The organism is Staphylococcus saccharolyticus (assembly GCF_900458815.1).
Lineage (GTDB): Bacteria > Bacillota > Bacilli > Staphylococcales > Staphylococcaceae > Staphylococcus > Staphylococcus saccharolyticus.
The window spans coordinates 111541-136593 of sequence record NZ_UHDZ01000001.1 but is presented as its reverse complement, the minus strand read 5'-3'; the positions used below and the strand labels follow the sequence as shown (position 1 = coordinate 136593).

8 protein-coding genes and 10 pseudogenes are annotated in these 25053 nt (G+C 34.1%); 3 read left to right on the top strand and 15 right to left on the bottom strand.

The window, feature by feature from the left end:
- Nucleotides 1–9: 9 nt before the first annotated feature.
- Nucleotides 10–2031 (bottom strand): K(+)-transporting ATPase subunit B, encoded by a 2022-nt coding sequence (locus tag DYE57_RS00540; protein WP_115312496.1) that lies wholly within the window; start codon nt 2029–2031, stop codon nt 10–12.
- A gap of 16 nt (nt 2032–2047) precedes the next feature.
- The gene (gene kdpA, locus DYE57_RS00535) at nt 2048–3727 is read right to left on the bottom strand and encodes a potassium-transporting ATPase subunit KdpA (protein WP_115312495.1); all 1680 of its coding nucleotides are present in this window, start codon (nt 3725–3727) and stop codon (nt 2048–2050) included.
- Between the two features lie 268 nt (nt 3728–3995).
- Between kdpA and DYE57_RS00525 the strand changes: the two genes are divergently transcribed.
- Both DYE57_RS00525 and DYE57_RS00520 read left to right on the top strand, forming a co-directional pair.
- Complete coding sequence (locus tag DYE57_RS00525; RefSeq protein WP_115312493.1) at nt 3996–6641, top strand: sensor histidine kinase; 2646 nt, start codon at nt 3996–3998, stop codon at nt 6639–6641.
- A 3-nt stretch (nt 6642–6644) separates the two neighbouring features.
- On the top strand, nt 6645–7331 hold the full coding sequence (locus tag DYE57_RS00520; protein ID WP_115312492.1) for a response regulator transcription factor: 687 nt from the start codon (nt 6645–6647) through the stop codon (nt 7329–7331).
- 189 nt (nt 7332–7520) lie between these two features.
- On the opposite strand, the pseudogene cntE reads toward DYE57_RS00520, so the two are convergent.
- The 9 genes and pseudogenes from cntE to cntK all read right to left on the bottom strand — a co-directional run bounded on the left by cntE (nt 7521) and on the right by cntK (nt 16663).
- Nucleotides 7521–8696 (bottom strand): annotated as a pseudogene (cntE, locus tag DYE57_RS00515) (staphylopine family metallophore export MFS transporter CntE).
- Nucleotides 8697–8707: 11 nt separating this feature from the next.
- Nucleotides 8708–9464: pseudogene (locus DYE57_RS00510) on the bottom strand (ABC transporter ATP-binding protein).
- Nucleotides 9457–10279, bottom strand: a pseudogene (gene cntD / locus DYE57_RS00505) (staphylopine uptake ABC transporter ATP-binding protein CntD). Before cntD ends, DYE57_RS00510 begins: the two co-directional pseudogenes overlap by 8 nt.
- Nucleotides 10276–11143 (bottom strand): annotated as a pseudogene (gene cntC / locus DYE57_RS00500) (staphylopine uptake ABC transporter permease subunit CntC). The pseudogenes cntD and cntC overlap by 4 nt, the downstream one beginning before the upstream one ends.
- Nucleotides 11140–12075: a nickel/cobalt ABC transporter permease gene (gene opp1B, locus DYE57_RS00495; protein WP_115312491.1), complete on the bottom strand. Its 936-nt coding sequence runs from the start codon at nt 12073–12075 to the stop codon at nt 11140–11142. The pseudogene cntC and the gene opp1B overlap by 4 nt, the downstream one beginning before the upstream one ends.
- 12 nt (nt 12076–12087) lie before the next feature.
- Nucleotides 12088–13684: pseudogene (gene cntA / locus DYE57_RS00490) on the bottom strand (staphylopine-dependent metal ABC transporter substrate-binding lipoprotein CntA).
- Between the two features lie 114 nt (nt 13685–13798).
- Nucleotides 13799–15034: pseudogene (gene cntM, locus DYE57_RS00485) on the bottom strand (staphylopine biosynthesis dehydrogenase).
- Nucleotides 15027–15839 (bottom strand): annotated as a pseudogene (cntL, locus tag DYE57_RS00480) (staphylopine biosynthesis enzyme CntL). The pseudogenes cntM and cntL overlap by 8 nt, the downstream one beginning before the upstream one ends.
- Nucleotides 15836–16663 (bottom strand): histidine racemase CntK, encoded by an 828-nt coding sequence (cntK, locus tag DYE57_RS00475; protein ID WP_232619764.1) that lies wholly within the window; start codon nt 16661–16663, stop codon nt 15836–15838. Before cntK ends, cntL begins: the two are co-directional and overlap by 4 nt.
- Before the next feature lie 610 nt (nt 16664–17273).
- Here cntK and DYE57_RS12665 point away from each other — a divergent pair.
- A pseudogene (locus DYE57_RS12665) lies at nt 17274–17825 on the top strand (DUF5067 domain-containing protein).
- A 724-nt stretch (nt 17826–18549) separates the two neighbouring features.
- Here the strand turns inward: DYE57_RS12665 and DYE57_RS00465 are convergent.
- The 4 genes and pseudogenes from DYE57_RS00465 to DYE57_RS00450 all read right to left on the bottom strand — a co-directional run bounded on the left by DYE57_RS00465 (nt 18550) and on the right by DYE57_RS00450 (nt 24844).
- Nucleotides 18550–19323: an acetoin reductase gene (locus DYE57_RS00465; RefSeq protein ID WP_115312490.1), complete on the bottom strand. Its 774-nt coding sequence runs from the start codon at nt 19321–19323 to the stop codon at nt 18550–18552.
- Nucleotides 19324–19460: 137 nt separating this feature from the next.
- Nucleotides 19461–20803 (bottom strand): annotated as a pseudogene (locus tag DYE57_RS00460) (MFS transporter).
- A 13-nt stretch (nt 20804–20816) separates the two neighbouring features.
- Nucleotides 20817–23845 (bottom strand): annotated as a pseudogene (locus tag DYE57_RS00455) (flavocytochrome c).
- A gap of 81 nt (nt 23846–23926) precedes the next feature.
- On the bottom strand, nt 23927–24844 hold the full coding sequence (locus tag DYE57_RS00450) for an FAD:protein FMN transferase (protein ID WP_185802521.1): 918 nt from the start codon (nt 24842–24844) through the stop codon (nt 23927–23929).
- Nucleotides 24845–25053: the final 209 nt, after the last annotated feature.

The following is a 25053-nucleotide window of genomic DNA, read 5'->3' as shown; positions in this document are numbered from 1 at the left end:
AGTCCTCCTTTACACAAAGAATTGCATGATTAAATCAATTAATTTAATACCGATAAATGGTACAATCATGCCACCTATACCATAGACCAACATATTTTTAGTTAATATCGTTTGTGTTGAAGCACCTTTAAATTTAACACCTTTCATCGCAATCGGAATTAGTGACACAATAATCAATGCATTGAAAATTAATGCCGATAACACCGCCGATTCTGATGAATGTAAATGCATAATATTTAAGCGATTCATTTCTGGCATGGCAACCATAAACATAGCTGGTAAGATTGCAAAGTATTTCGCTATGTCATTTGCAATACTAAATGTTGTCAACGATCCTCTTGTCATTAATAACTGTTTACCAATCAATACAACTTCCATTAATTTAGTTGGATTTGAATCTAAATCAATTAAATTAGCCGCTTCCTTGGCACTCATCGTACCAGAATTCATTGCCAATCCAACATTCGCTTCTGCTAAAGCAGGAGCATCGTTCGTTCCATCTCCGGTCATCGCCACAATATGTCCTTTCGCTTGCTCTTCTCTGATGACTTTGATTTTATCTTCTGGTTTACATTCAGCAATAAAGCGATCAACCCCTGCTTCTTTAGCAATTGTTGCTGCAGTTAAAGCGTTATCTCCAGTGCACATCACTGTTTCGATACCCATTTCACGTAACTCTTGGAAGCGTTCGACTAAACCATCTTTAATCACATCTTTTAAATAAATGACGCCCAATATTTCATTATTTTCTATAACAACTAAAGGTGTACCACCTTTTTTAGACACTTGATTAATGTGTTCATCTAAATCTTCAGGGATATTTCCACCCACTTCTTTCACCCTTTTAATCATGCTATTGGGCGCCCCTTTATACACTTCACGATATGCAAATTTTACACCACTCATACGTGTTTCAGCGGTAAATGGATAGTATTCTCCTTCTTCTTGAGGCAAATCAGTATCTTGTTGTTCAGCTAGTTTCACAATGCTACGTCCCTCTGGTGTATCATCAGCGACTGAACTTTCATATGCTGCTATAACTAAATGCTGATAGTTTGATGATGCCACTGGAATAAATTCATCAGCCATGCGATTACCATAAGTAATCGTACCAGTTTTATCTAGAATCAAGACATTAACATCGCCACATGTTTCTACTGAACGACCGCTTTTCGCTAAAATGTTAAATTGTGTTACCCGATCCATTCCAGCAATACCAATAGCCGATAATAAACCACCAATTGTAGTTGGAATTAAACACACCGTTAATGCAATTAACATCGCAATAGACAAATGAAAATGTAGAAATTCTGCTAACGGATACATTGTTAAAATAACCACTAAAAAAATAATAGTTAATGTCATTAATAGCGTGAAAAGTGCTATTTCATTCGGTGCTTTCTTTCTTGTTGCACCTTCAACTAACTGAATCATTTTGTCTAAGAAAGAATGTCCAGGATCTGAAGTAATTTCAATTTCAAGCCAGTCAGATGCTACAGACGTGCCTCCAATAACATTAGTGAAATCGCCACCACTCTCTTTAATGACAGGTGCTGATTCTCCTGTTATCGCGGATTCATCAACAGTGGCTAGCCCCTTTATAACAACCCCATCATTTGGAATTTGTTCACCCGTTTCAACACGTACGATGTCACCTTTTTTTAAATCGCTCGCATCGATTGTTTGATATTGACCATCCTCTAAGATTAAGCGTGCTTTCATTTCTGTTTGTGTTTGTCGCAAGGCATTAGCCTGTGCTTTTCCACGTCCTTCTGCTAACGCTTCTGAGAAATTCGCAAAAATAAGTGTCAACAACAAAACGATGAAAATGCTAAACAAATAGCCACGTGACACATTTTCATGACTAAACAAATTTGGAATGAAGGTAAGTACTAATGAAAGTATCATTCCCACCTCTACTACAAACATGATAGGATTTTTCACCATATATACTGGATTTAATTTTAAAATACTTTCTTTTAAAGCCTGTTTGACCAATGTGGATTCAAATATTTTTGTAGTTTCAGTCATTTTTAAAATCCTCCTTCTATTTAGCATGCAGCAATAGCTGCTCTCCAATTGGTCCGAGCATTAAGTCAGGCAAGAAAGTCAAACCGCTAAGTAAAACAATAAAAATAATTAACACACTGCTAAAGAATAAATTATTAATAGGTACGTCTTGGGTGTGATGTTGGTACGTTTTTTTATTCACTAAGCTTGAGACAATCAACAGTTGCAAAACAATTGGCACATATCGCGCAAGTAACATCACAATCGCTGTTGAGATATTCCAAAATGGCGTATTATCTTGTAAGCCTTCAAATCCTGAGCCATTGTTGGCAGATGATGATGAGAACTCATACAACACTTGTGATACTCCGTGAAACTGTGGGTTAGATAGCGCATTGGCTGCTCCAGGCACGATAAATGCTAATGCTGAAAAGATTAAGATCAACAGTGGATGAACTAGAAATGACAGAGCAATTAATTTCATCTCTCTACCTTCTATTTTCATACCTAAATAGCTAGGAGTTTTACCAATCATCAGGCTACAAATAAAGACAGTTAACATGACATAAATCAACATGTTCATGAGACCAACGCCTTCTCCACCGAAAACAGCATTTAACATCATTAATAACATTGGCACAATACCGCCTAGAGGTGTTAAACTATCATGCATATTGTTAACACTACCTGTAGTAAACGCAGTTGTGATAGTCGTAAATAGAGCTGACAAACCGACACCAAATCGTGTTTCTTTACCTTCCATATTGCCACCGTGAATACCTAAATGATGTAAGATTGGATTACCTGCAAATTCAAAACATATACACGCAGTTAAAAAGACGACGAATAAAGTAAACATCGCAATAAAGATCATTGTGGCATGAGGATGAACTTGCTTTTTAGTTTTTAACATTCTGCCAAATAACAGAACTAATGAACCTGGTATCAACATCATAGCTAAGGCTTCGGCATAATTTGATAAGTACGTTGGATTTTCAAAAGGTGTAGATGAGTTCGCACCTAAAAATCCTCCGCCATTCGTTCCAATATGTTTAATAGCTTCAAGTGACGCAATTGGCCCATAAGCAATAGTTTGTTTAACTCCTGTTAGTGTTTCAATAACCAAATTACCCTTAAATGTTTGCGGTGTTCCTTGGCTCATCAAAAATAAACTTAAGATAAACGCGAAAGGAATTAACACACGAATAATAAAGCGCGTCATATCTTGATAGAAATTACCAATCACATCTGTCATACCTGTTAATCTTCGCAACATCGCAATACACACTGCATATCCAGAAGCAGCAGACGTGAACATCAAAAATGTAATCACGCCCATTTGAGTGAAATAACTGACCCCTGTCTCACCTGTATAATGTTGCAGATTGGTATTAGTCATAAATGAAACAATCGTGTTGATTGTTAATGATAAAGATTGATTTAAATTATGATTAGGATTTAAGAACAGCCATTGTTGAAGTGACAGTAATATAAATGATAACGTTCCCATCAATCCATTAAAACACAAAAAATGCTTTAAGTAAGTCTTTCCTGACATATGCTCTAATTTTGTTCCTATAAATTGATAAATGAACTTCTCTATTGGTTCAAAGATAATGTCAGATTTGGTAGGCATGATTAATGCCACTGAATATAAATATCTACTAACAATGTATGCGAGTACGATAAAGATAATTAAAAAAAGTACAATACTCACTATACTTCCTTCTTTCGTTATTAAAATTTTTCACTTTTAATGAGTGCATAAAATGAAAATACAATTAATCCAATATTTATTAATGCTAATAATATAGTCATGATGCATCTCCCTCACTTTCATGAAAAATCTTAGCAAGAGTTTTATAATCAAAGTATTAATATTTTTCAAAAGTTATAAAGAAAACATAAAGAAAATATATAGAATGAAAATTTAAATGGATAATTGTACTAAATTTAATTAATATATCACTAAGAGGTGGTGACACATGGAAAGTTTTCATAAAGAAAGAGGAAAACTAACTATTTATCTAGGCTACAGTCCTGGAGTCGGCAAAACGTATGAAATGTTATCAAATGGTAGGGATTTATTTAAAGAAGATGTCGATATTAAAATTGGCTATATTGAACCACATCAACGTCCAGAGACAAATGCTTTAGTCAAACAATTGCCAGAAATTATAACTTCTAGTCGTAAATTTGGTAGTCATACTTTCCAATATATCGACGTTGAAAAAATCATAGATGCCCACCCTGACATTGTACTTATTGATGAATTAGCTCATTCTAATATCTCTAAGAATAGACATAGGAAACGTTATATGGATATTGAAGAAATCCTTTCACATGGTATTGATGTTTGGACTACCCTCAATATTCAGCATATCGAAAGTTTAAGTGGACAAATTGCTTTAATGACAGGTGTTCAAGTCTCTGAGAGAGTACCCGATCAATTTATTATGTCTGCAGATGCTTATGAGGTCGTAGATATTTCACCAAACATGTTAATTCAACGTTTAAAAGCTGGAAAAGTTTATAAAAAGGAACGCTTAGAAACAGCGTTTTCAAACTTTTTTACTTATGAAAATCTCACAGAACTACGTGAACTTACACTTAGGACTGTGGCTGATATCATGAGCCAGAAAGAACAGCAATATAAAACGAAGCATACTGATATCACACCACATATTGCAGTGGCTGTAAGTGGAAGCATTCATAATGAACGTGTCATCCGTGAAGCAAGACGTGCTGCATATAAAGAGCATGCTAAATTCACTGCAGTCTATATAGATGTGTTTGAGTCCCCTTCTGATAATAGGAGTCAGGACCATTACGTGCATAAGAATTTAATGCTTGCGCAATCCTTAGGGGCCGAAATTAAAATACTTTATGCACAAGATATTGCTAAAGCTCTAACAGATTGGTGTGATAGCGTCTTTGTTACAAAGTTAGTCTTAGGCCAATCAGAAAAAACACAATGGACAGAATTGCTCAAAAAGACCCTAATAGAACAAATTAATGCCACACCTCATCATTTCAAGTTAGAGATTGTGCCAAAGCATTACATTCATTCTGAAAAACAAAGTATCGTGCAAACACACGCTCAATCGCAGTCCTATACCGCTCTATATGTAGATATTGTCAAAATGATTGTGATTCAAATTTTGTGTGTATTGGTAGGAATGTGGATATTCGATGTCTATCACAACGAATCAAGTGTAATGATTTTACTCATATTCTTTATTGGTATCATCGTATTATCCATATGGACTCAATCATATTTAATTGGATTTTTTGCCTCCATATTAAATGTATTTGTCTTTAGTTATTTTTTTACTGTGCCAAGATTCACTTTAGAGATGTATCGCTTTGAATATCCTATTACATTTACAACAAGCATCTTTGCGAGCATTTTTACAAGTGCAATTTTAAAAAATTTAAAACGTCAGCATGCACTAACTGAACGACAATTATATAGGACGAATATTATGTTGCAATTTAACCAATCGATTAAAGAGTCATATTCCATCATGAAGTTGCTGAATATTGCAGGCAATCAAATTCACCAACTATTACATCAAGATGTAACCGTATTTTTGATTCAATCAAAAAAAGTGGCAGAAACCTCCCACTTCGGAAATAGAGGACACACCAATTCAGATAAATCAGAAGATGCTGAAACTTTGAGTTGGGTTATTGAAAATGAATGTCGTGCTGGAAGACTTACTGATACATTTCCAGGTAGTAAATATTTGTGTATTCCAATTGGTACTGAACCTGTTAAAGGAATCATATCTATTCAGTTCAATAATGATGATTATATCGATACGTATGATAATTCAATATTAGATTCAATGCTCAATGATATTACTCTTGCAGTAGAAAATGTTTATTTACTTAAACAAACAAGACAGTCTATGTTGAAAGCTGAACGAGAAGCTACACGCTCCAACTTCTTGCATTCCATATCACATGATATTAGAACACCTCTGACCTCAATCATGGGTAATTTAGATATGTTAAATTATCATGATATGCAATTAAATCAATATGAAAAATCTAATTTATTAATTGCTTCTTACAATGAAGCACAATATTTATATACACTTGTGACCAATATTTTGTCTTTAACAAGATTAGAAAGTACAGACATTCACATTCAACGTACACCATATCTAGTTGAAGAGTTATTAGAAGAATTTGAACAGGAGTTGATACGTAGACATCAAGATTACAAAGTTAACATTAAAAATGAAACAGCAATGGTACTTATTGATATAGATAGTAAACTCATCTTGCAAGTATTATTTAATCTAGTCGATAATGCATTAAAACATGCAGAAGCAACTTCACCAATCACACTGTATGTTCAACAACAGCAGTCTAAAGTCAAATTTGAAATGAAAGATTTAGGGCAAGGTGTGTCTGAAGAAGAACGTCGATTAATCTTTAATCCCTTCTATTCAGGTAATGACTTTAAAGACAATAAGAAAGATAGTCTTGGCTTAGGATTGTACTTAGTACAACTCATTTTAAAACAACATAATAGTCAATTAGCATACCAGCCCAACGAACCACATGGAAGTAACTTTTATTTTTACTTAAATATTCATCAAATAGATTTGGAGGTATAAGTTATGAGATCTACACTTTTAGTCGTCGAAGATGATGAGGCCATACTTCATTTAATCAGTGTCGACTTAACTATGAATACTTATAAAGTCATTACTGCTAAAACTGGAAAGGAAGCAGATTTTCGTATTAGAACAGAGCGCCCGGATATTATTTTATTAGATTTAGGATTACCCGATATAGACGGTTTATCTTTAATTCAACAAATTAGAGAAGTTGTTGATACACCAATTATTGTCATCAGTGCACGTACAGCTGAACAGACTATTGTTCAAGCGTTAGATTATGGCGCAAACGACTATATGACGAAACCTTTTAACGTCGACGAATTGCGCGCACGTATTAGAGTGGCGATGCGCATCTCTAGAGCATCTAAATCTTGTCAAAAGAACTTTGTTAATGGTCCACTAGCAATTAATTTCGACGCTAAAACTGTTTATTTTAATAATGAACCCATTCATTTAACCCCAAATGAATTTAAATTATTGGATATCTTATGTTGTCATGTAGGCAAAGTATTAACATACAAAGTCTTATTAAAAGCATTGTATGGTTACGTTAATAAAAGTGAAATGGCGTCTTTACGAGTCCACATGGCGTCTTTACGAAAGAAGTTAAATTACAAACAAGAAGAGAAAAAACTTATTATTACACATCCAAGAATAGGCTATCAAATGCAACAATTAGAATAAGACAAAAAGAGGTTGAGACTTTAGTCATAAGGACAAGCCACACACAAGTGTGTTGCTTAAATTCATGACTATCTCAACCTTTTTTAAGACATCCTTCTAAGTCCCCTCAGACAACTGGAAGCCTTACCTTATAATTTTTCATCTATTTCGATCCTTCTATCTTTCACTTCAATTATATTGTTGAATTAGTTATTGTGTTTGTTTTATTCTACTTAACACCATTGCAAACATTACAAATATACCGCAAAGTATATACATCCACTTAAATCCAACCGCATCTGAAATAGGTCCCATTAATACACCACCTAATGAGATACCCAAGTCTGCACAAGCAATAAATAAGCCAAGTAACATATTTCTCCCTGCTTGAGAGGTAAGACAAAACTTAAATATGTCGTTAAGGTAGGATACACTAAAGCTTGCGTAATACCAATCAATATAGCGCTACTACACACAATAAAACTTTGTAAATGCGGTCCAAATGCCACGATGACTGAAGCTATCATTAATAAAGTTAAAACAATCATCATAAAACGATGATGCCAAAATCCATCTGAAAGTACATATTTACGTAAATAAAACCTTGCTACCACTACAGTGATTGCTTGAATCGTTAAGAAAACACCCGCGTTTGCAAACTCATCTTTAACTGTATATAAAGGCATAAAGATACTTATAGCACCAAAAAGACTATCGATGTTAAAATCATAATCATGCCACTACAGAACAATGCTTTATTTTTAAAAAATTAGTTATAAACAGTCACAGCATTAAAAGGCAATGCTTCCACTTGTTGACTCTTATCTGATTCGGCATTAGCAAACGTCACACGGTAACCAAATAGTGTGGTAGATACAGCAATAACAATAATCATCATCGCAAATACAGACATATTCTGCATATTCCATATCCCTACCGCAATAAGTGGTCCAATGAGATTCGGAATTGTAGAAAATAAAAAATACAGTGAAACACCTTCTGATCGATGTTCCTCTGGTAACGCATCAATAATTCCTAATTGTAATGACATTGAGAAGAAAGCTGTACAAACACCTTGCATGACACGTGCAATGAAATAACCTTCTAATTCAGTAAAACCATATAATATAAGTGCTACAGCATTAACTAATAAAATACTTCGCAGAATCTTAATTGGCCCAACTCGAGCAATAATTTGACCGGCCCATGGACGAAAAATCATTGCTGTTAACATATAAGCCCGCATAACGATACCTATACTGTATTTGTAGCACCTAAATCATGTCCACGTAATGGAATATACACGTTCAATATAGCATTGACACTAAAAAATAGTAATGTTAATATACATAATCTTAAAAAAGGCCAAGACATGGCACCTTTCATATTGTCACTCCTTAGAATGATAATTGTTTATCAATCAATTCTTTTGTATGGCTATTGTGTTGACGATATAAATTACTTGTCGCTGTTTGTAATTCAATTCGCCCATCTTTAAAAATGATTAAGTGGTCACATAAATACGTTGCAGCTTGTACATCATGAGTAATAAAGATGTAACTCAATTGATGTGACTCGCGTAAAATCTTTAATAAACCTAGAATTTGAGTTTAAATAGACATATCTAGTGAACTAATTGCCTCATCAAATAATATGTAGCGAAGATGAACACATAGCGCACGCGCAATCGCAACGCGGCGCTGTGTTTCACCACCTGATAACATATGTGGATAACGATTTAAATAAGCATCTGGCAATCCCACTTCGTCTAGTAATAATTGTTGTGCCCGTGCTTCCATCTCTGACTTCGTTAGTTGTTTACATTGACACATCATCACTTCAAACATTATTTCTCTGACTGTGTGAAAGGGATGAAGCGACGATGTATAGTCGAAACACGGCTGCGATTTGATGTCGCCTTACTTTTTTGATGTGAACAGGTTGATTAAATAATGTCACTTGACCTTTATCAGGCTTTTCAATTCCTAAAATCATCCGGCTAAGTGTAGATTTACCACTCCCACTCTCTCCTATGATTGCAACGGTTTGACCAATCGGACATTCAAACGATACACCTTTAATAATAGGCGTAGATGGACGACTTACTAGTGACTTTCTGCCATATGATTTTTCAACATTTTTAATTTTAAGCATCTAACTCACCTCTTATTACACATTGAAAGTGATCACTTACCTTCTTCTCTGTCGATAGTAAATAAGCCGTATAATCATGTTGTGGCGTTTGCAAAATGATATTAGTTTCACCCGTTTCAACTAGACAACCTTCTTTCATTACCATGACACGATCAGCAATTTTATTGATTACCGTTAAATCATGCGAAATAAAAATCATCGAACAATCGAAATGTTGTTTAATATCTTCAAACGTATTTAAAACTTCATACTGAGTCACTGTATCTAAAGCAGTTGTAAGCTCATCAGTGATAATTAACTCCGGTTTTAATGCTAAAGCTAAAGCAATCATCAAACGTTGTAACATACCTCCCGATAACATAAAGGGATAAGATTTCAAAATCACTTTATGATTTTTCAAATTCATGTAGATCATATAATGAATGAGTTCTTGTTTAATTTGGCGTTTAGATAATGTCGTATGGTATGTGCATGCATCCTTTCAATCATTTGTTTCCCTACCTTAGCTGATGGATCAAAGGCTCGTGTCCCTTGTTGCATTATCATTGCAATATCTTTACCCCGCAGTGCACGTAATTGTCGTGCTGACAAACTCGCCAAATGTTGACTATCAAATTGAATATCTCCAGTTACATACAGCCTTTTAGTATTTAATCCAGTCAACGCTTTACACGTCATTGATTTCCTCTACCGCTTTCGCCAATAATGCCAAGCGTTTCCCCATGTGAAACTGTAAAATTGATATTCTCCACAAGGTTGGTATTTGTCCAACTATCGGTAATGGTTAATTGTTCAACTTTTAGGAGTGTCTTCATGATTTTACACCTTTCTTCATTGCAGACCATTTTTCTTTGGTAATCATTCGTGGATCTATTGCAACTTGTAAGGCATCTGAAAGGAAATTGAACGCCATGACAATAATCACAATCACGATACCTGTAGTTCATCATCATTTCTGGATGTGTGAACATCACTTTACGTGCTTTATTTAACATCATGCCCCACTCAGCTGTAGGCGGCTTAACACCTAATCCTAAAAATGAAAAGCCTGACATTTGCAAGATCATTGAACACATCGAACTACTCGCGAAAATAGCAATATCTGCTAAAGTAAGGGGCAAGATATGTTTTTGTATAATAGCTGAGTTACTCATGCCAATCGTTTTCGCAAATTTTACATGATCTGCTTCAATATACTGCATCACTCTAGTGCGAATCACACGACAAAACCACGCCCACCGTGTGAGTATAAATGCTAAAATGATATTTTCTAATCCCATACCAAATAACGTGATTAATGCTAAAGTAATCACATAACTTGGAAAAGCAAGCATGATATCACATAAACGCATGATAAAAGTATCGATATAACCCAGTAAATATCCCGAAATAAATCCAAGTGCAGATCCAATGAGTACTGAGATAATTAATGCAATAAAAACATAAAGTAGACTAGGTCTAATCGCATAAATCATTCGAATTAATACGTCTCGCCCTAGATGATCTGTTCCTAACCAATGAGCCCAACTCATTCCGGAAAAGTTATTAGCTGTATCCACGTGATTAGGATTGTAAAATGTTACTGTTGGTGTAAATAATCCTAATACTACGTAAACTAAGATAATAGTTAAAGCAATTACAGCGCCTTTATCTCGTAAAAGTCGTTGTAAGACAATCATTTAATCGCCTCCCTTAAACGAGGATTTAACAATGCATTAATCATATCTGCTAACGTATTGAAAACAATAAATAGCACGGCGACAATGAGTACATACGCCTGAATTACTGAGAAGTCTTGTTCAGTAATCGCCTTAATACTTAGTGGGCCAAGTCCTGGCCACGCAAAGACATTTTCTATCACCACTAATCCACCCATAATCATTGGTATAGACATACAAAATATTGATACTGCTACTTGCAACGCATTACGCAAAACATGATGTAACAATGCGATTCTTGGTACACCGCTTGCCTTTAAATACAACACATGGTCTTCATTCAATTGTTCAATCATTGAACGTCTGACATTTCTAAAATGAATACCAGCATAGACAATTGTTATGACGAAAACTGGTAAGATATAACTTTCTGGACCTGTTAAGCCAGATATCGGTAAAAGATTCATTTTCACTGACACATAAATAATTAGTATAGAAGCAATCCAATAGGACGGTAATGTAGTTAAAAAGAATGACACAGATCGTATAATATGGTCTGCAAACATTCCACTGGTTAAAGCACTCACAACGCCCATTATAATTGACGTTATCATTACCGTTATACTTAAAATGATTGTTAGCTTTAATGTATTTAAAAATGCTGGCCCAATGCGTTCAGAAACTGGATCGCCTGTGATATAACTTGTACCAAATTTTAATTGCATCGTTTGAAATAACCACTGTTTATACTGAATAAGTATGGGTTGGTTTAAACCATATTTCTCATTCGTCTCTGCAATTAATTGTGGCATAACATTAGGTATGCCTTGTGCATGTAAAATAGTTACAGCTGGATCTTGATTAGTAAGATACGTCATCATAAATGTCATAAAAGTCACTACAATCAATAAAGGAAACACGAGTGCAAGACGATTTAGCATAAATTTAAACATTCAGATGCTCCTTTATTTGTATTGCATTTCATTAAATGGCAATTCGTATTGAGATTGCGTAAATGACACTTTCTGTAAATCTTTAGGTGCAGCAACAGTCATTCTACCATGAGAAATAGGAATGAAAATACTTTCATCATCAATTTGTTTTAAGATGTGCTGATACGCTTTAGAACGCTCTTGTTGATTTCGAATTTTAAAGGCGCTGTCGATCTCTTTATATAACTGTGCTTTATTCTTAATTCCTGATATCGCACTCTCATATCCTGTTTTAGTTTTAAATGCTGCCATTGTACTTTGTGGATCATATAAGAGCCCCCAAGTCTGATTGAACATTAAATCATAGTCTCCAGATGTGCGACGTTCTGCAATTTTATCTGATGTTTCACCATTGATGTCTAATTTAACTCCAATTTTTTTAAATTCTGCTTCTAAATATTCTCCTTGTTCTTTTTGGGTTGAAGAACCTTTGTCATAATACAGTGTGAGATTCAATTCTTTTCCGTCTTTTTGACGTACTTGCCTATCTTTAGATAATTTCCAGCCTGCTTTATCTAACAACTCTTGAGCTTTTTTCGTATCATAATGACGCGTTGGTAAATTAAAATTAATATCTGTTACATTTTTAGCAAACAATTGTGTGGCAGGTTTTTCTTGTTTATCTAAGATATCTTTAGCAATTTTTTCTCTATTAACCATATGTCCAAGTGCTTGTCTCACTTGTTTATCACTAATGGCACTATCTTTTTTGCCTGAATTGGCAACAATCATCTTCGTATTCATTGCTTGGCTACGTTTAACTTGATATTGTCCAGTATCTTTTAATTGATTCAAACTATCTTTATCAAGGCTATCTGTACCTCTATCATCGGTAAAAGCAAAGTTTGTTTCACCTTTTTTCATTGAGAGAAATGCTGTTTCTCCTGCAGGTTTCACTTTTGTTTCTACTTTATTTAATTTAGATTTTTCACCCCAATATTGATTATTTTTATTAAATATAGCAGACTCATCCTTATTATGTTGACCCATTTTGAATGGACCTTTACCATTAAAGGACTTCACACTATCTTTTGTAGTCCCATGTTTAAAATCTTTAGGTGATTAAAATATGGACGTGGCATTGCGAGTTCTGCTAAAGCCGGTTGATACGCTTCTTTCAAGTGTAGCTGTACCGTATACTTATCTTTAACTTTGACATCATCTATCAGTGTCGAAATCTTCAACCATGAATGTAATTTCTTATTCTGTTGAACAGCGTCAATATTTTTCTTTACCGCTTCAGCATCAAATTTCGTGCCATCATGAAATGTCACGTCGTTTCTCAAATGAAATGTATATGTCTTCCTGTCTTTTGAAATATCCCATTTCTTAGCAAGTAATGGCTTAATGCCTTCTTTGGTGTTACGTACAAGCGGTTCATATATCATGCTTTCTGCAGACATTGAGCCACCATAAACATGTGGGTTCATATCTCCAATATCTTTTACTGTTGTATAAGACAATACTTTATTATCTTTTTTTCTCTGCTAATTCTTTGTTGCCACCACAACCTGCTAAAATAATACCCCGATGCTAAAAGTACAGTACTCATTTTTGTTAGTTTGTTCATTGTTTTTCTCTTTCTTTATACAAAATATATTAGCCTAATTAAACATTCCTCATGTTACTTAAAATTTGATTTTAAAAATTGTGTGACTAGTACTAAATCTTTATCAAAGTGATGTTACTCAAATTGTGTAGATAAATTTTGGTTTGGATGTGTTGTTCGATATTGATAAAGATAGTCTTCATATCGTGATAAGAATGTATCTATCATAGGTATGTGTATATTCAAAGCTCAACCAATGGCTTAAATCATAAGCGTGCGATAATAATCTTCACTTGGCATACGTGGTATATGTATAACCCCTTGTTCATCCGCATCAATGCACTTATATGGGACTACAGAGAAATCAAAATAAGTGCCCTCTTCATTCGGCTTTGAAAACGGATCAATCAATATAGCAGTGTAGCGCACATATAGTAAATATTCTTGATGTATGGATGATAATATTTCGAAATTTTCGATATCCATTTCACTTATTGTTTCTAGTCTTACTGGATAGTTCTCTTTCACCATAAATTTCAAAAGATTAACTGACGGCACTTTTAATTGTTGTAATAGCGACATCATTTCTTGCCACATCATACGCATTTCTCGAATAAGCTTCATTGTAATAGGACCTTCAGGAAACATTTTATAAATATAAACAGGTATCTCGGAACCTTCGAAAATAGTTTGTAATGAAAAATCATTCATAAATAGTGGTGCATGTACGTAGAGTGAGCTATTATGTATCTCAGCTTGTAACGGCGTATCCATGATTACTAAATCAATGTTTAATTGTGCAAATAACTTTTTAAGTTCTGATAATGTAGTAGAACTTTCTTGATTAGATCCTACAAATAGCATTGTCTTTACCCCAGTTGTTAAGACGCAGTGAGGTTGATTTCCATCAACGATACGCGTGTCTCCCAAATAAGTTGAAAATGAAATGACCTCTATATCTGGTTTCAATGTCGACATCAATTGTTCGACAATCATATGTGAGCCCAACGTTGGCGACATTAAAATAATACGTCGAGCATGTTGTAATGTTGACATTGTCAGTTGTTGTAACATAGGACGATACGCATCAGCCGTACACGCCATAATAATCGTGTCGTATTGTTGAGTCACATCTTGTATCTTTGTATAGAAATGACCTATTGAAAATTGACCTGACAATTGAAGATGTAAATCATTTTGAGTCGTCACTTTGAAATAACCATCTCTCTGATACGCATTGTATACACTTCTTGATTGAGTTGAAGTTTTAACACGACTGACCATATCAATTTTGTCATGCCTTAACCCATTACAAATTTGTGCTAACTGAATTGCTACCGGTCTGCTTCCCACAATTAATATTTTAGACATGCTTGACACCGGACTTAGACGTCACCTTACGATAAAGCGCAATATCAAAGATTTGTTGCGGTCGTGTTTGTCGATCAACACAATGCCATTGATGTTCATGGGTAGATTGTGATGGGTGATTATAATGCTTTCATATCATCGCCATAACGCATAGCAATGACCACCTCATCATTTGTTAGCTGATGCAATTGACTTAAAATATCGTATTTTACTGGAATGGTTGAACTAAAGATGATATGTGTCATGGATTTAATCGATTCTAATTGATTAACCGTTTTCTGCATAATCTCAATATCTTCATTTGGTGCAAGCACATCGACAATACGTTAACCTAAATCAACTGCTTGCGGGTCAATATCAATACCTATTACAGATGCCCCTGTTTCCTTGGCTACTTGAATTAAGATCATAGGATAAGCACCTGAACCAATTAACAGTAACTTGTCATTGTCTTTAATCGTCCATTGACCAACTCCTCATTGATACAATGTTCAATATTATTGAAGTACCCTGATGTAGAGGTCTGACCGTTCAATAAGCGCTCTGCACGTATGACTTCTACTTGTTTAACACATTGTGAAGTAACAGCTTGTAGTTGCTGTGTCAGTTTCCTTTTTTTATCATGATGATCCCAAGCTAAGTATTGTTGTTTCGCTAATGGATCAAGTATCCACTGACTATACTGGTCGACGAGTATCTCTAAATCTTTAACGTAGCGTCTATCTGTTAAAACTTGATTGTAAAGATTCTCAAATTGCATTAAATAATGGTGTAATTCTTTCTCTATGTTATTATGTAAATTCATATTTGTGTCATCGTCTCCTGTTCTATATATGCTTGTCCTGTTGCGACAGTTGAAACTTGACCCTTAATCGATGTTTGATATCCCTGTTCATTAGAAAATGAAGAAGTAACTCGTATACTCCCGTCAGGTTGATTTACTTTATAGTCTTCGAATGCTCCCTTAGTTTGATAATTTAGATATACTCCAATTGATGCTACACCTGAGCCACAGCCATTTTCCCAAACTAAACTTTGTACTTCAGGTATAAATATTAACGGCTGTAAAAATTGTTGCTGTGGTTGAAATAACATCACACCAACCGTCTTATATTGCGTATGCCATGATTGGTGGCGTACGAACTCTTCAACTTTTTGTTTTAAGGATATTGAAGTGTCTTCACAGGCAATCACGTAATGTACGTATGATTCATAGCTTATTTCTATGGCAGACCATTCTTGTTCAGCAATCTTTAAGCGTCTTCGAGTGACACACTGTACCTGTGGCATACCTACTTCATAACATTGATGATTATGAACGGTACAAGGCACAAGATGTGAGCATCCTGATACTTTTAACTGAAATTGTTGGTGTTGTAATAGCAATCGTTCATTTAGATACTGGATGTAAGACATCGTGGCATTGCCACAAAGTTCATTGCCACTCATTACTAAATGGTAATGTTCCATATCATCATAATTGATTGATTCAATAAAGCCGACTTGTTCACAACATACATGTGTCGTTGCCATTAGCTGGTTTGCAATCTTAGCGTACTCACTTGGATGATGTTTGGAATAAACAAGTATCGTCGTATTTCCCGACGGATTATACTTTGAAAATTCAATGAGTTAACGTCGCATATGACACTCCTTTTTGCTATTTATTCTCAAATAAAATTTTTAATAAAAACGATTATGTGTACAGTTATCAGTAACTTTAAATAAGTTATATAATACAAATCGTAAACGTTTCGATTTAAAAAATATATTATACGAGCAAAGATAGAATGTTAATATAAATGATAATTATTTTCAATTAAAAAGCATGAATAATCAATCTAATGATTTAAGATCAAAACACTAAAAAATAACTAGAAATTAAATAAAATATGTATTAACAGAAGCTAAAAGCAGAAGAATTAACATTTTAAAATTGATCAAATTTATTGAAAATATCAAACATGAATCTAAGTCACTGTTATTAGAACTACATCAAGCAAATTTAACTTAATACAATAAGTTTAAATAAAAATATAGTTTTTCGTATTATTTAAACTTCTTCATATTTATATTATAAAAATTATAAATTCATATTAAAAATATAAGTTTTAAATAAAATAATTATTATTTAAAACGAGTGATACAACGAATAAATAAAATATTAATTATATTATATTTTAATGTTATTAGTTGGATGTTTTACATTTACATATTTATTTACGGGAGGATATTAATAATGAAAAAAGTATTAGCACTTTTATTTGCATCAACACTCGTTTTAGGGGCATGTGATGACAAAAATGACGATTCTAAAAAAGAATCTTCATCTAATTCTACTGATAACGTTTCAGTAGAAAAATATGAAAAAAAGGTAAAACAACAGCGAAATTCAAGAAAGATAAATTAACCTCAGACAATTATGATATTGAAATTTTAGAAGCCAAAACTGTCAAAGCGCCTAAGTATGATGATGACGATAAACCAAGCATCGCCATCATCTATAGTGTAAAAAATAAGAAAGATAAAGAGATGACAGCATCTTCAGCATTTATCCAAGCATTTGATGTATATTAAGATTCTAAAGATGTTAAGAGAAAATTAGAATTTGGTGGAGGATTGGATACTGATTTAAAGGATAAATATGAAGACAAAATTAATAAAGGCGGAAAAGTAAAAAGTGTTCAATTCTTCAAATTGAAAGACACCAGTAACTCTTGAAACAAAAGACCCAGAACATGGTTTAAATGAAAAAGTGGGTACCAAAGAATTTAAAATTAAAGAAAAATAAATACACAGGTATACATGAATAGACATAATTGGGAGGATATTTAATGTCTAAAAAAGTTAAAATAATAGTGCTTATCGTAGTGGGACTATTAATCATTTTGTGAATATCCTTAGGAGTTAATGCATTCATAACTAACATCCCAAAGAATGTATATATTAAGTGAAAAAAGATTGCTAAAAATTTAAAATTATATGTCGATACTTATTTCGATAATGAGATGAAATTTCAGGAAAAACATAAAGACATTTCATTTTTTAAATTCTTATGAATTACATGCGAATACTTCTAAAACGTTCTTGAAGGAATTAGGATTATCGAAGTCCATAGCTAAAATAGGTCAAAATCCTTTTTATCGCAATGTTTTAGATTAACAACACTGGGCATTTGAGAAGTACGATAATACTTTGTAATATTAATGGTTAAAGATTAAGAGGGTACTATGTTTCAAATGAATCGTTTCAACGAGTTCATTTGAAAAAATCATATCAACAAATTATTAAACACGCAGTAGCCATCGAATTGAGGATGTGTTTAAATCAAGTTTTTTCAAGTATAGGTACAGCGTAGTGAATATTATCTTGAAACTTTGCAGAAAAAACATAAACGTTGGTGAAACTATGAATTCAGAATGAATTTTGTCTCGCTATCATAATTAAAGGCCTGTCCCCTATTTGTTAGGGAACAAGCCTTTTTCTCTTCTTATTGACTCAAGTTAAAGTCATTTTTATCTATAAACTAACCCACCGTCAGTTAAGATAGATTGTCCTGTAATGTAATTAGAATCCTTTGATGCTAAGAATGATACTAAGTTTGCAACATCAGTCGGCTCTTGGTATCTTCCAAGTTTAATCGCTGATGAAAATTCTGCAAAGGCATCACCAATTTCAAGACTATCATCAAGTTTAACCATTTCTTCATCAATACGATCCCACATTTTAGTTTTTGCAATACCTGGACAATAAGCATTCACTGTAATACCTTTATCTGCTAACTCTTTGGCTGCTGTTTGAGTGAATGAACGTACAGAATGTTTAGTAGCTGAATACGTACCTAACACTTCATAAGATTCATGTCCGGCAATACTACATGCGTTAATAATTTTACCTTTACTGTTTTGTTTCATAAATTGTTTTGCTGCTGCTTGAATACCAAATAACGTACCGAATACATTAATGCTGAAAAGTTTTTTTAGTTCGTCTTCTCCAATTTCTAAGATAGACGTTACTGCATCAACACCGGCGTTATTTACCATAACATCTAATTGACCAAATTCTGTTACTGCAAATTGTACTAATTCTTCTTGTTCTTTCTTCTTAGAAACATCACTTCTGAAAGCAACGGCATTAAAGCCTTTTCCTTTGAATTCTTTCTCAGTTTCTAATAAAAGTTCTTCATTAATGTCTTGTAAAACTACATTAAAACCATCATTAGCAAGTCGCTCTGCAATGCCTTTTCCTAAACCACCTGCTGAACCTGTAACGATTGCTGTTTTACTCATAAATATCCACCTCCTTATATATCAATTACCCTCATAACACACTGAGTATCAGAATAATCAATAATTGTTAAATGTTGTTTTTCAAAATCTAATAATATTCTGAAGTTTACCATTCTTTTAATTAGCGCCAAAATGCGTCAAATTTCAACATTGTGCTTAGGCACTAAGCTATAAGCTGCAATAAATGCGACAAAGACTAGTACTGCGCAGGATGATTCACAGATAATGTTATGTAAACTGTTGCTACTACAGCGATACCAAATGCTGCACCTAAAGTTGATGTCATTTTTATAATACCTGAATCTGTACCTACTTTTTCAGCTGGAACATTAGATACAGCTGTTGATAAAGCCGGTGTAGCGAAGAAGCCCAACCCTAGACCAATAAAGATAAACCCTATACATGCAACAACATAGTAAAGTACATTAGGTAATGATGTAAAGGCTAAAAGCACAATGCCTAATGTAATTGATATCGGACCTAATATTAGAGGTAATTGAGGCCCTCTTTTTTGCATAAAACGTTCGCCGACACGAATCATAATCAAGCTACATAACATATAAGGGATAGTTATTAAACCTGCTTTAGCTCCTGTTAAGTGTTTATCATCTTGAACATAAATATTAAATAATGCGAGAGAGCCAATATCCATATTGACCATCAAATTAGCTAATGTCGTTCCAATATAAATATCATTGGAGAATAAACTAAAATCTATAAAGGGTTCACGTTGTCTTTTTTTAAAATGTAGAACGTCATTATTGTCACAATAAATAAGATAATCAATATCATAATGATTGGATTAAACCACCCTATTCTTGATCCTTGAGTAATAACTACATTAATGCTTAACATCATGATGACGAAAATTATAATTCCTATAATATCGAATTTCTTATTGTGTGCAGACTCATCTTTAGATTCTGGCATATCTCTAAGCAAAATTAATGCAATAACAGCAAAAATAATAGAATAGTATGAAGATAAAGCGCCATCCGATAAACGTTGCGATAATTCTTGCAAACAATGAAGCTAGTCCAGTACCACCATAAGAACCAAATGACCAGTAACTTAATACTTTTTGACGTTCTTCTCCATGGAAGAATGAATTGATGAGTGCAGTTGTTGCTGGTAATAGACATGCAGCAGATAATCCCTATAGTACGCGTCCAATTAATAATAACACTGGCGCATGGGATATAATCAGTGCTATTGAACCAAGTATGCTTAATATTAAACCTGCATTCGTTATTTTGACACGCCCTATTTTATCCGATAAATCCCCTGCGACTACGATGAAGACACCTGTTAAGAGTGACGTTAGACTTACCGCAATATTAACAATACTCATATCCACGTGATAAAACCGTTGAACATGTGGTGCGATGTTTAAAAATGATTGAGCAAATAACCAATATGTGAGAATACCTAAAATAATGGCTACAATAAGTTGTTTACCCTTATTAAACTGAGTACTCATATTAAACAACCTCCTACTTACCAGTAATTAAATGTGTAGCAACACTTTGTCCAGCAATCCGTCCAAATGTAAAGATGTCTGCTAACGCATTACCTCCTAAGCGATTACCTGCATGTATACCACCTGCAACTTCTCCTGCTGCGTAAAGTCCTTCAATCACTTGTCCTTCTACATCTATCACTTGGGCTTGTGTGTTAATTCTTAAGCCTCCCATTGTATGATGCACTGCAGGTTTACGTGGTGTTGCATAAAACGGTGCTTTTTCGATTTTTAAATCAAAGGTATTTTTATTAAAGTCCTCGTCATGTCCTTCATCAACAAAGTGATTATATCTGTTAATAGTGTCAACAAATGTCGTTGGATCAATATTTAGTTTTTCTGCTAAAGCTTCTAACGTGTCCGCTTTTAAAAGTGTTCCGTCTGCTAATTCTTGATTGATTTTATCTTCAGATGTGTTCATTGCTAATGCCTTAATATTCTCATCAGCAATAATGTAGAGCATACCATCTTTTTGCTCTAAAGCCGCTTTTGATAATACATCTCTACTTTCAAATTCATTAACAAAACGGTGCCCTTCTTTATTTACAAAGACAAAGTTTGACGGTGTAACAATTGAACCAGTGAATAAAGCACCTGTTTTAGGATCTGAAATTGGCATCATTTGTGAGAAACCCATACCCACAAGTTCTGCACCGGCTTGAACACCTAAGCGAATACCATCACCTGTCATTGCAGGAGAGTTGGTAGTTTTAATGTCATCTGGAATGTTATCCCAATACGTATTATATTGTTGTAACATTTTTGTATTGGCACCGAATCCACCTGTAGCTAACACGACACCATGACGTGTATGAATTTTCACCTTAGCACCATTGGCTTTTCGTGCTTCAATGCCAATGATTTGATTGCCATCTTTAATTAATTTTTCTGCGGTTGTTTCTGTGAAAATACGTCCATGATGTTGTCTCAGGTAGTCTCTTAAACTTTCAATGTATTCTAAACCTTGTGCTTTCATAGGTTTGTGTCCACGACGCCATAAGGCACCAACTGGCATATCAACAAATGAGCGATCGAAGTGAACGCCTTTTTCAGTCAACCAATGAACAGAGTCTAGCACATTGTCTGTTAACGTTTTAACTAAGTCATAATTACCTGAAATTTCCACATTATTACGATCTTTACGTCTGCCTCCTAAATATGTTTGAATACGATGTAATTCTATTGAATCAAAAAGATGATTACCTTTGTCAGTTACATCTTCAAGATACGCTTGAATTTGAGATTTTAACGTACGGAAATCTTCAAGATAAGCATCGTCGATATCACTTTCATTATGATTGAGTATCTGTGTAAGCGTTTCTTTTTCTCCAGCTAAAGTAGGGAAACTTCCTTGCCAATCTGGTTCTACTGCATTGACTTGACCACCAGTACGAATAATATTACCGCCTATGGCAGCAAATTTTTCTAACATAATCACCTCTTTGCCCCCCATCTAATATTGTTGATGCTGCGCTTAAACCTGCACCCCCTGTTCCAATCACCACAACATCTGTTGTTTCTTCAATCACTTCATTGGACCATTGCACAACTGGTTTTGGACGCGCACGTAAAATATCTGGATTTTCTCCTGCTTGTTCAATCGCATCTGCAATACCTTGGACTATCCCTTCACTTGTCACTGTAGCTCCTGAAATCACATCTACATTAAGTGTTTGACCGTTAATGATATCTTGTGGTAAACGTTCAAATACAAGATTAGCAATACCTTCTGATTCTCCACTATCATCTACTTCAATACTAACGATTTTATCTTCTGATAGTTCAACTTTCATCGGTAAGTTACCATTATGTCCTTTCGCAAAGACATGGTACTTACCTTTTTTAAATTTTACTTTTTTATTTTGAAGTGCTTTTAATCTTTCATATTTATGATGTTCCTCTTCTTTATCTAAAATCATGAAATCCATTACTTTCCAAAGAGGAGACGGAATATGGAGTACTTTCTGATCATGATTATCCACAAACTGATCTACTTTTTCATGGCGTGAAATTTTGGATGTTCAATCAGGCTCTACTAAATAAGCCGATACTTAACAAGTCATATCCTATCTCAAGTGCGTCAACAGCATCTTCACGTTGCGCAATGCTACCAACACCAATAAGTGGAATCTTCGCTAGTTGTGTACTTTGTGATCTGCGATATTTTTGAATAAGTGGCTCTGTGTCCTCTTGATTCACAATAGATGTACGTTTATAACTATTTACTGAAATATGGAAGTAATCAGGCTCATATTCAGCTAATGTGTTAAGTAAGTACATCGTATCCTCAAAATGGATTCCCCGTTCTTCAATTTCTTCTGGAGAGAAACGATAACCAATAATAAAATCCTGCACGCCATGCTCATTAACAACACTTTGAACCTTTTTCAATATTTCTACCGGAAAATACGTCCGTTTTTCACGACTACCGCCCCATTCATCTTGTCTTCGATTAGAGTGAGGTGAAAAGAATTGTTGTAATAAATAGGTATTAGCACCATGGATTTCCACGCCATCAAATCCCGCTTCAATCGCACGTCTTGTCGCTTCTCCAAAGTCTTCAATCATCTGTTTAATTTGAACACGGGTCATTTCACGGGGTGGCACAGCATCAGGTCTCAATGCTGCAATTGGACTCGCAGATATTGGCTGTTCGCCACCATTAAACTTAGGGTTAGCCATACGCCCGGCATGATAAAGTTGCAAAATAGCTTTAGATCCTTTCGATTGAATAGTCTGTGATAACCATTTAAGACCAGATATTTTCTCATCAGTATATATTCCTATCGCTCCTGGAAATCCACGTCCATGGTCTTCAACGAAACAGCTTTCTACAATAATTGCAGATGCACCACCAGCTCTAAATTGATAATAGTCAATCACTTCTGATGTAACACTTCCATCAAAATAAGCAGCCTGAATGGTCATTGGTGCCATTAATACTCTATTCTTTAATTCAGCACCACATTTTAATTTAAACGTATCAAATAATTCTTTACTCACAGCAAATCCTCCTATTATTTGTGAAATAATTCACATAAATAATTAAAAATAAAATACTCGTATAGAGTATGAATCCACAGTTTATAAATATATTTGCATTTTAGACGTCATCAGCATATCTTGGTTCCTTCTTATAATTAAGCCTTCGACACCTTCAATCTGGTTTAATACTTCAATATTTTGTCGTGCTTGACCAAAACTACAAATCGTTGTCCAAATTTCACCATCAATCGCATGATCAGATACAATCGTTACGCTAGCAATGTCATTGTCTACTGGATAGCCTGTTCTAGAATCTAATATATGATGATACAACTGATAATTTTCTATAAAATATCGTTCATAAATACCTGAGGTTACGACAGATTGATGATTAATATTTAATACTATAAGCGGATCATCATCTTTATGAAAAGGATTACGAACACCTACATGCCAACACTCTGACGTTTCAGGCTGTCTACCTATCTTTATTACGTTACCGCCTAAATCGATGATAGCTGCAGTAACACCTTGATTCATAAAGAATTGTTGCAATTGATCGGCAAAGTAACCTTTCACAATAGCCCCCAGATCAATCTTCATACCTGATTGCGTTAAATATACCTCATGAGTCTCTGGATATAGTACTAGATTACAAGGATTCGTTAAGGTAAATGTTTGTTGAATTTCTTTTTCTGTAGGTTTGCGTGCATTTTTAAAACCAATTTTCCATAATTTAACTAATGGTCCTATCAAAATATTCATCTTCGCCTTCGATGATAGCGTAACATCATAACTGTAGCGGATTATCTTAAATATCTCTGGAATTACCTTTACAGGTAACTTTCCGGCGTGTTGATTGATAGACATTAAATCTGATGCAGAATCATTAGCGCTAAATTGACGTTCCCATGTATAGATTTTCTGTTCGGCTTCTTTTAGTAATTCATCTGATTGATTACTTTCTATTGTTAAACGAATCACCGTCCCCATCTCTTTAATTATTAGCGTCTTCACACTCTGTTTCCCCCTTTCCCATTTATTTAGCAACGCTAATTCTCAAGGTAAAAATTAAAGCTAATTCGCACTGAATGAACGATAACTTCAACTTCCAAATTTACACTAACATAATTTCAATGAATTGGTTTATACACATATAAATGTTCACAATTAAATCAAATTTTATTATAAATTAATTATAAAATATATACAATATATATATTTAA

Excerpts from the sequence above, each read along its gene's own strand:
- DYE57_RS00540 (WP_115312496.1), bottom strand. The coding sequence starts at position 2,031 with ATGACTGAAACTACAAAAATATTTGAATCCACATTGGTCAAACAGGCT.
- DYE57_RS00525 (WP_115312493.1), top strand. The coding sequence starts at position 3,996 with ATGGAAAGTTTTCATAAAGAAAGAGGAAAACTAACTATTTATCTAGGC.
- DYE57_RS00520 (WP_115312492.1), top strand. The coding sequence starts at position 6,645 with ATGAGATCTACACTTTTAGTCGTCGAAGATGATGAGGCCATACTTCAT.
- opp1B (WP_115312491.1), bottom strand. The coding sequence starts at position 12,075 with ATGTTTAAATTTATGCTAAATCGTCTTGCACTCGTGTTTCCTTTATTG.
- DYE57_RS00465 (WP_115312490.1), bottom strand. The coding sequence starts at position 19,323 with ATGAGTAAAACAGCAATCGTTACAGGTTCAGCAGGTGGTTTAGGAAAA.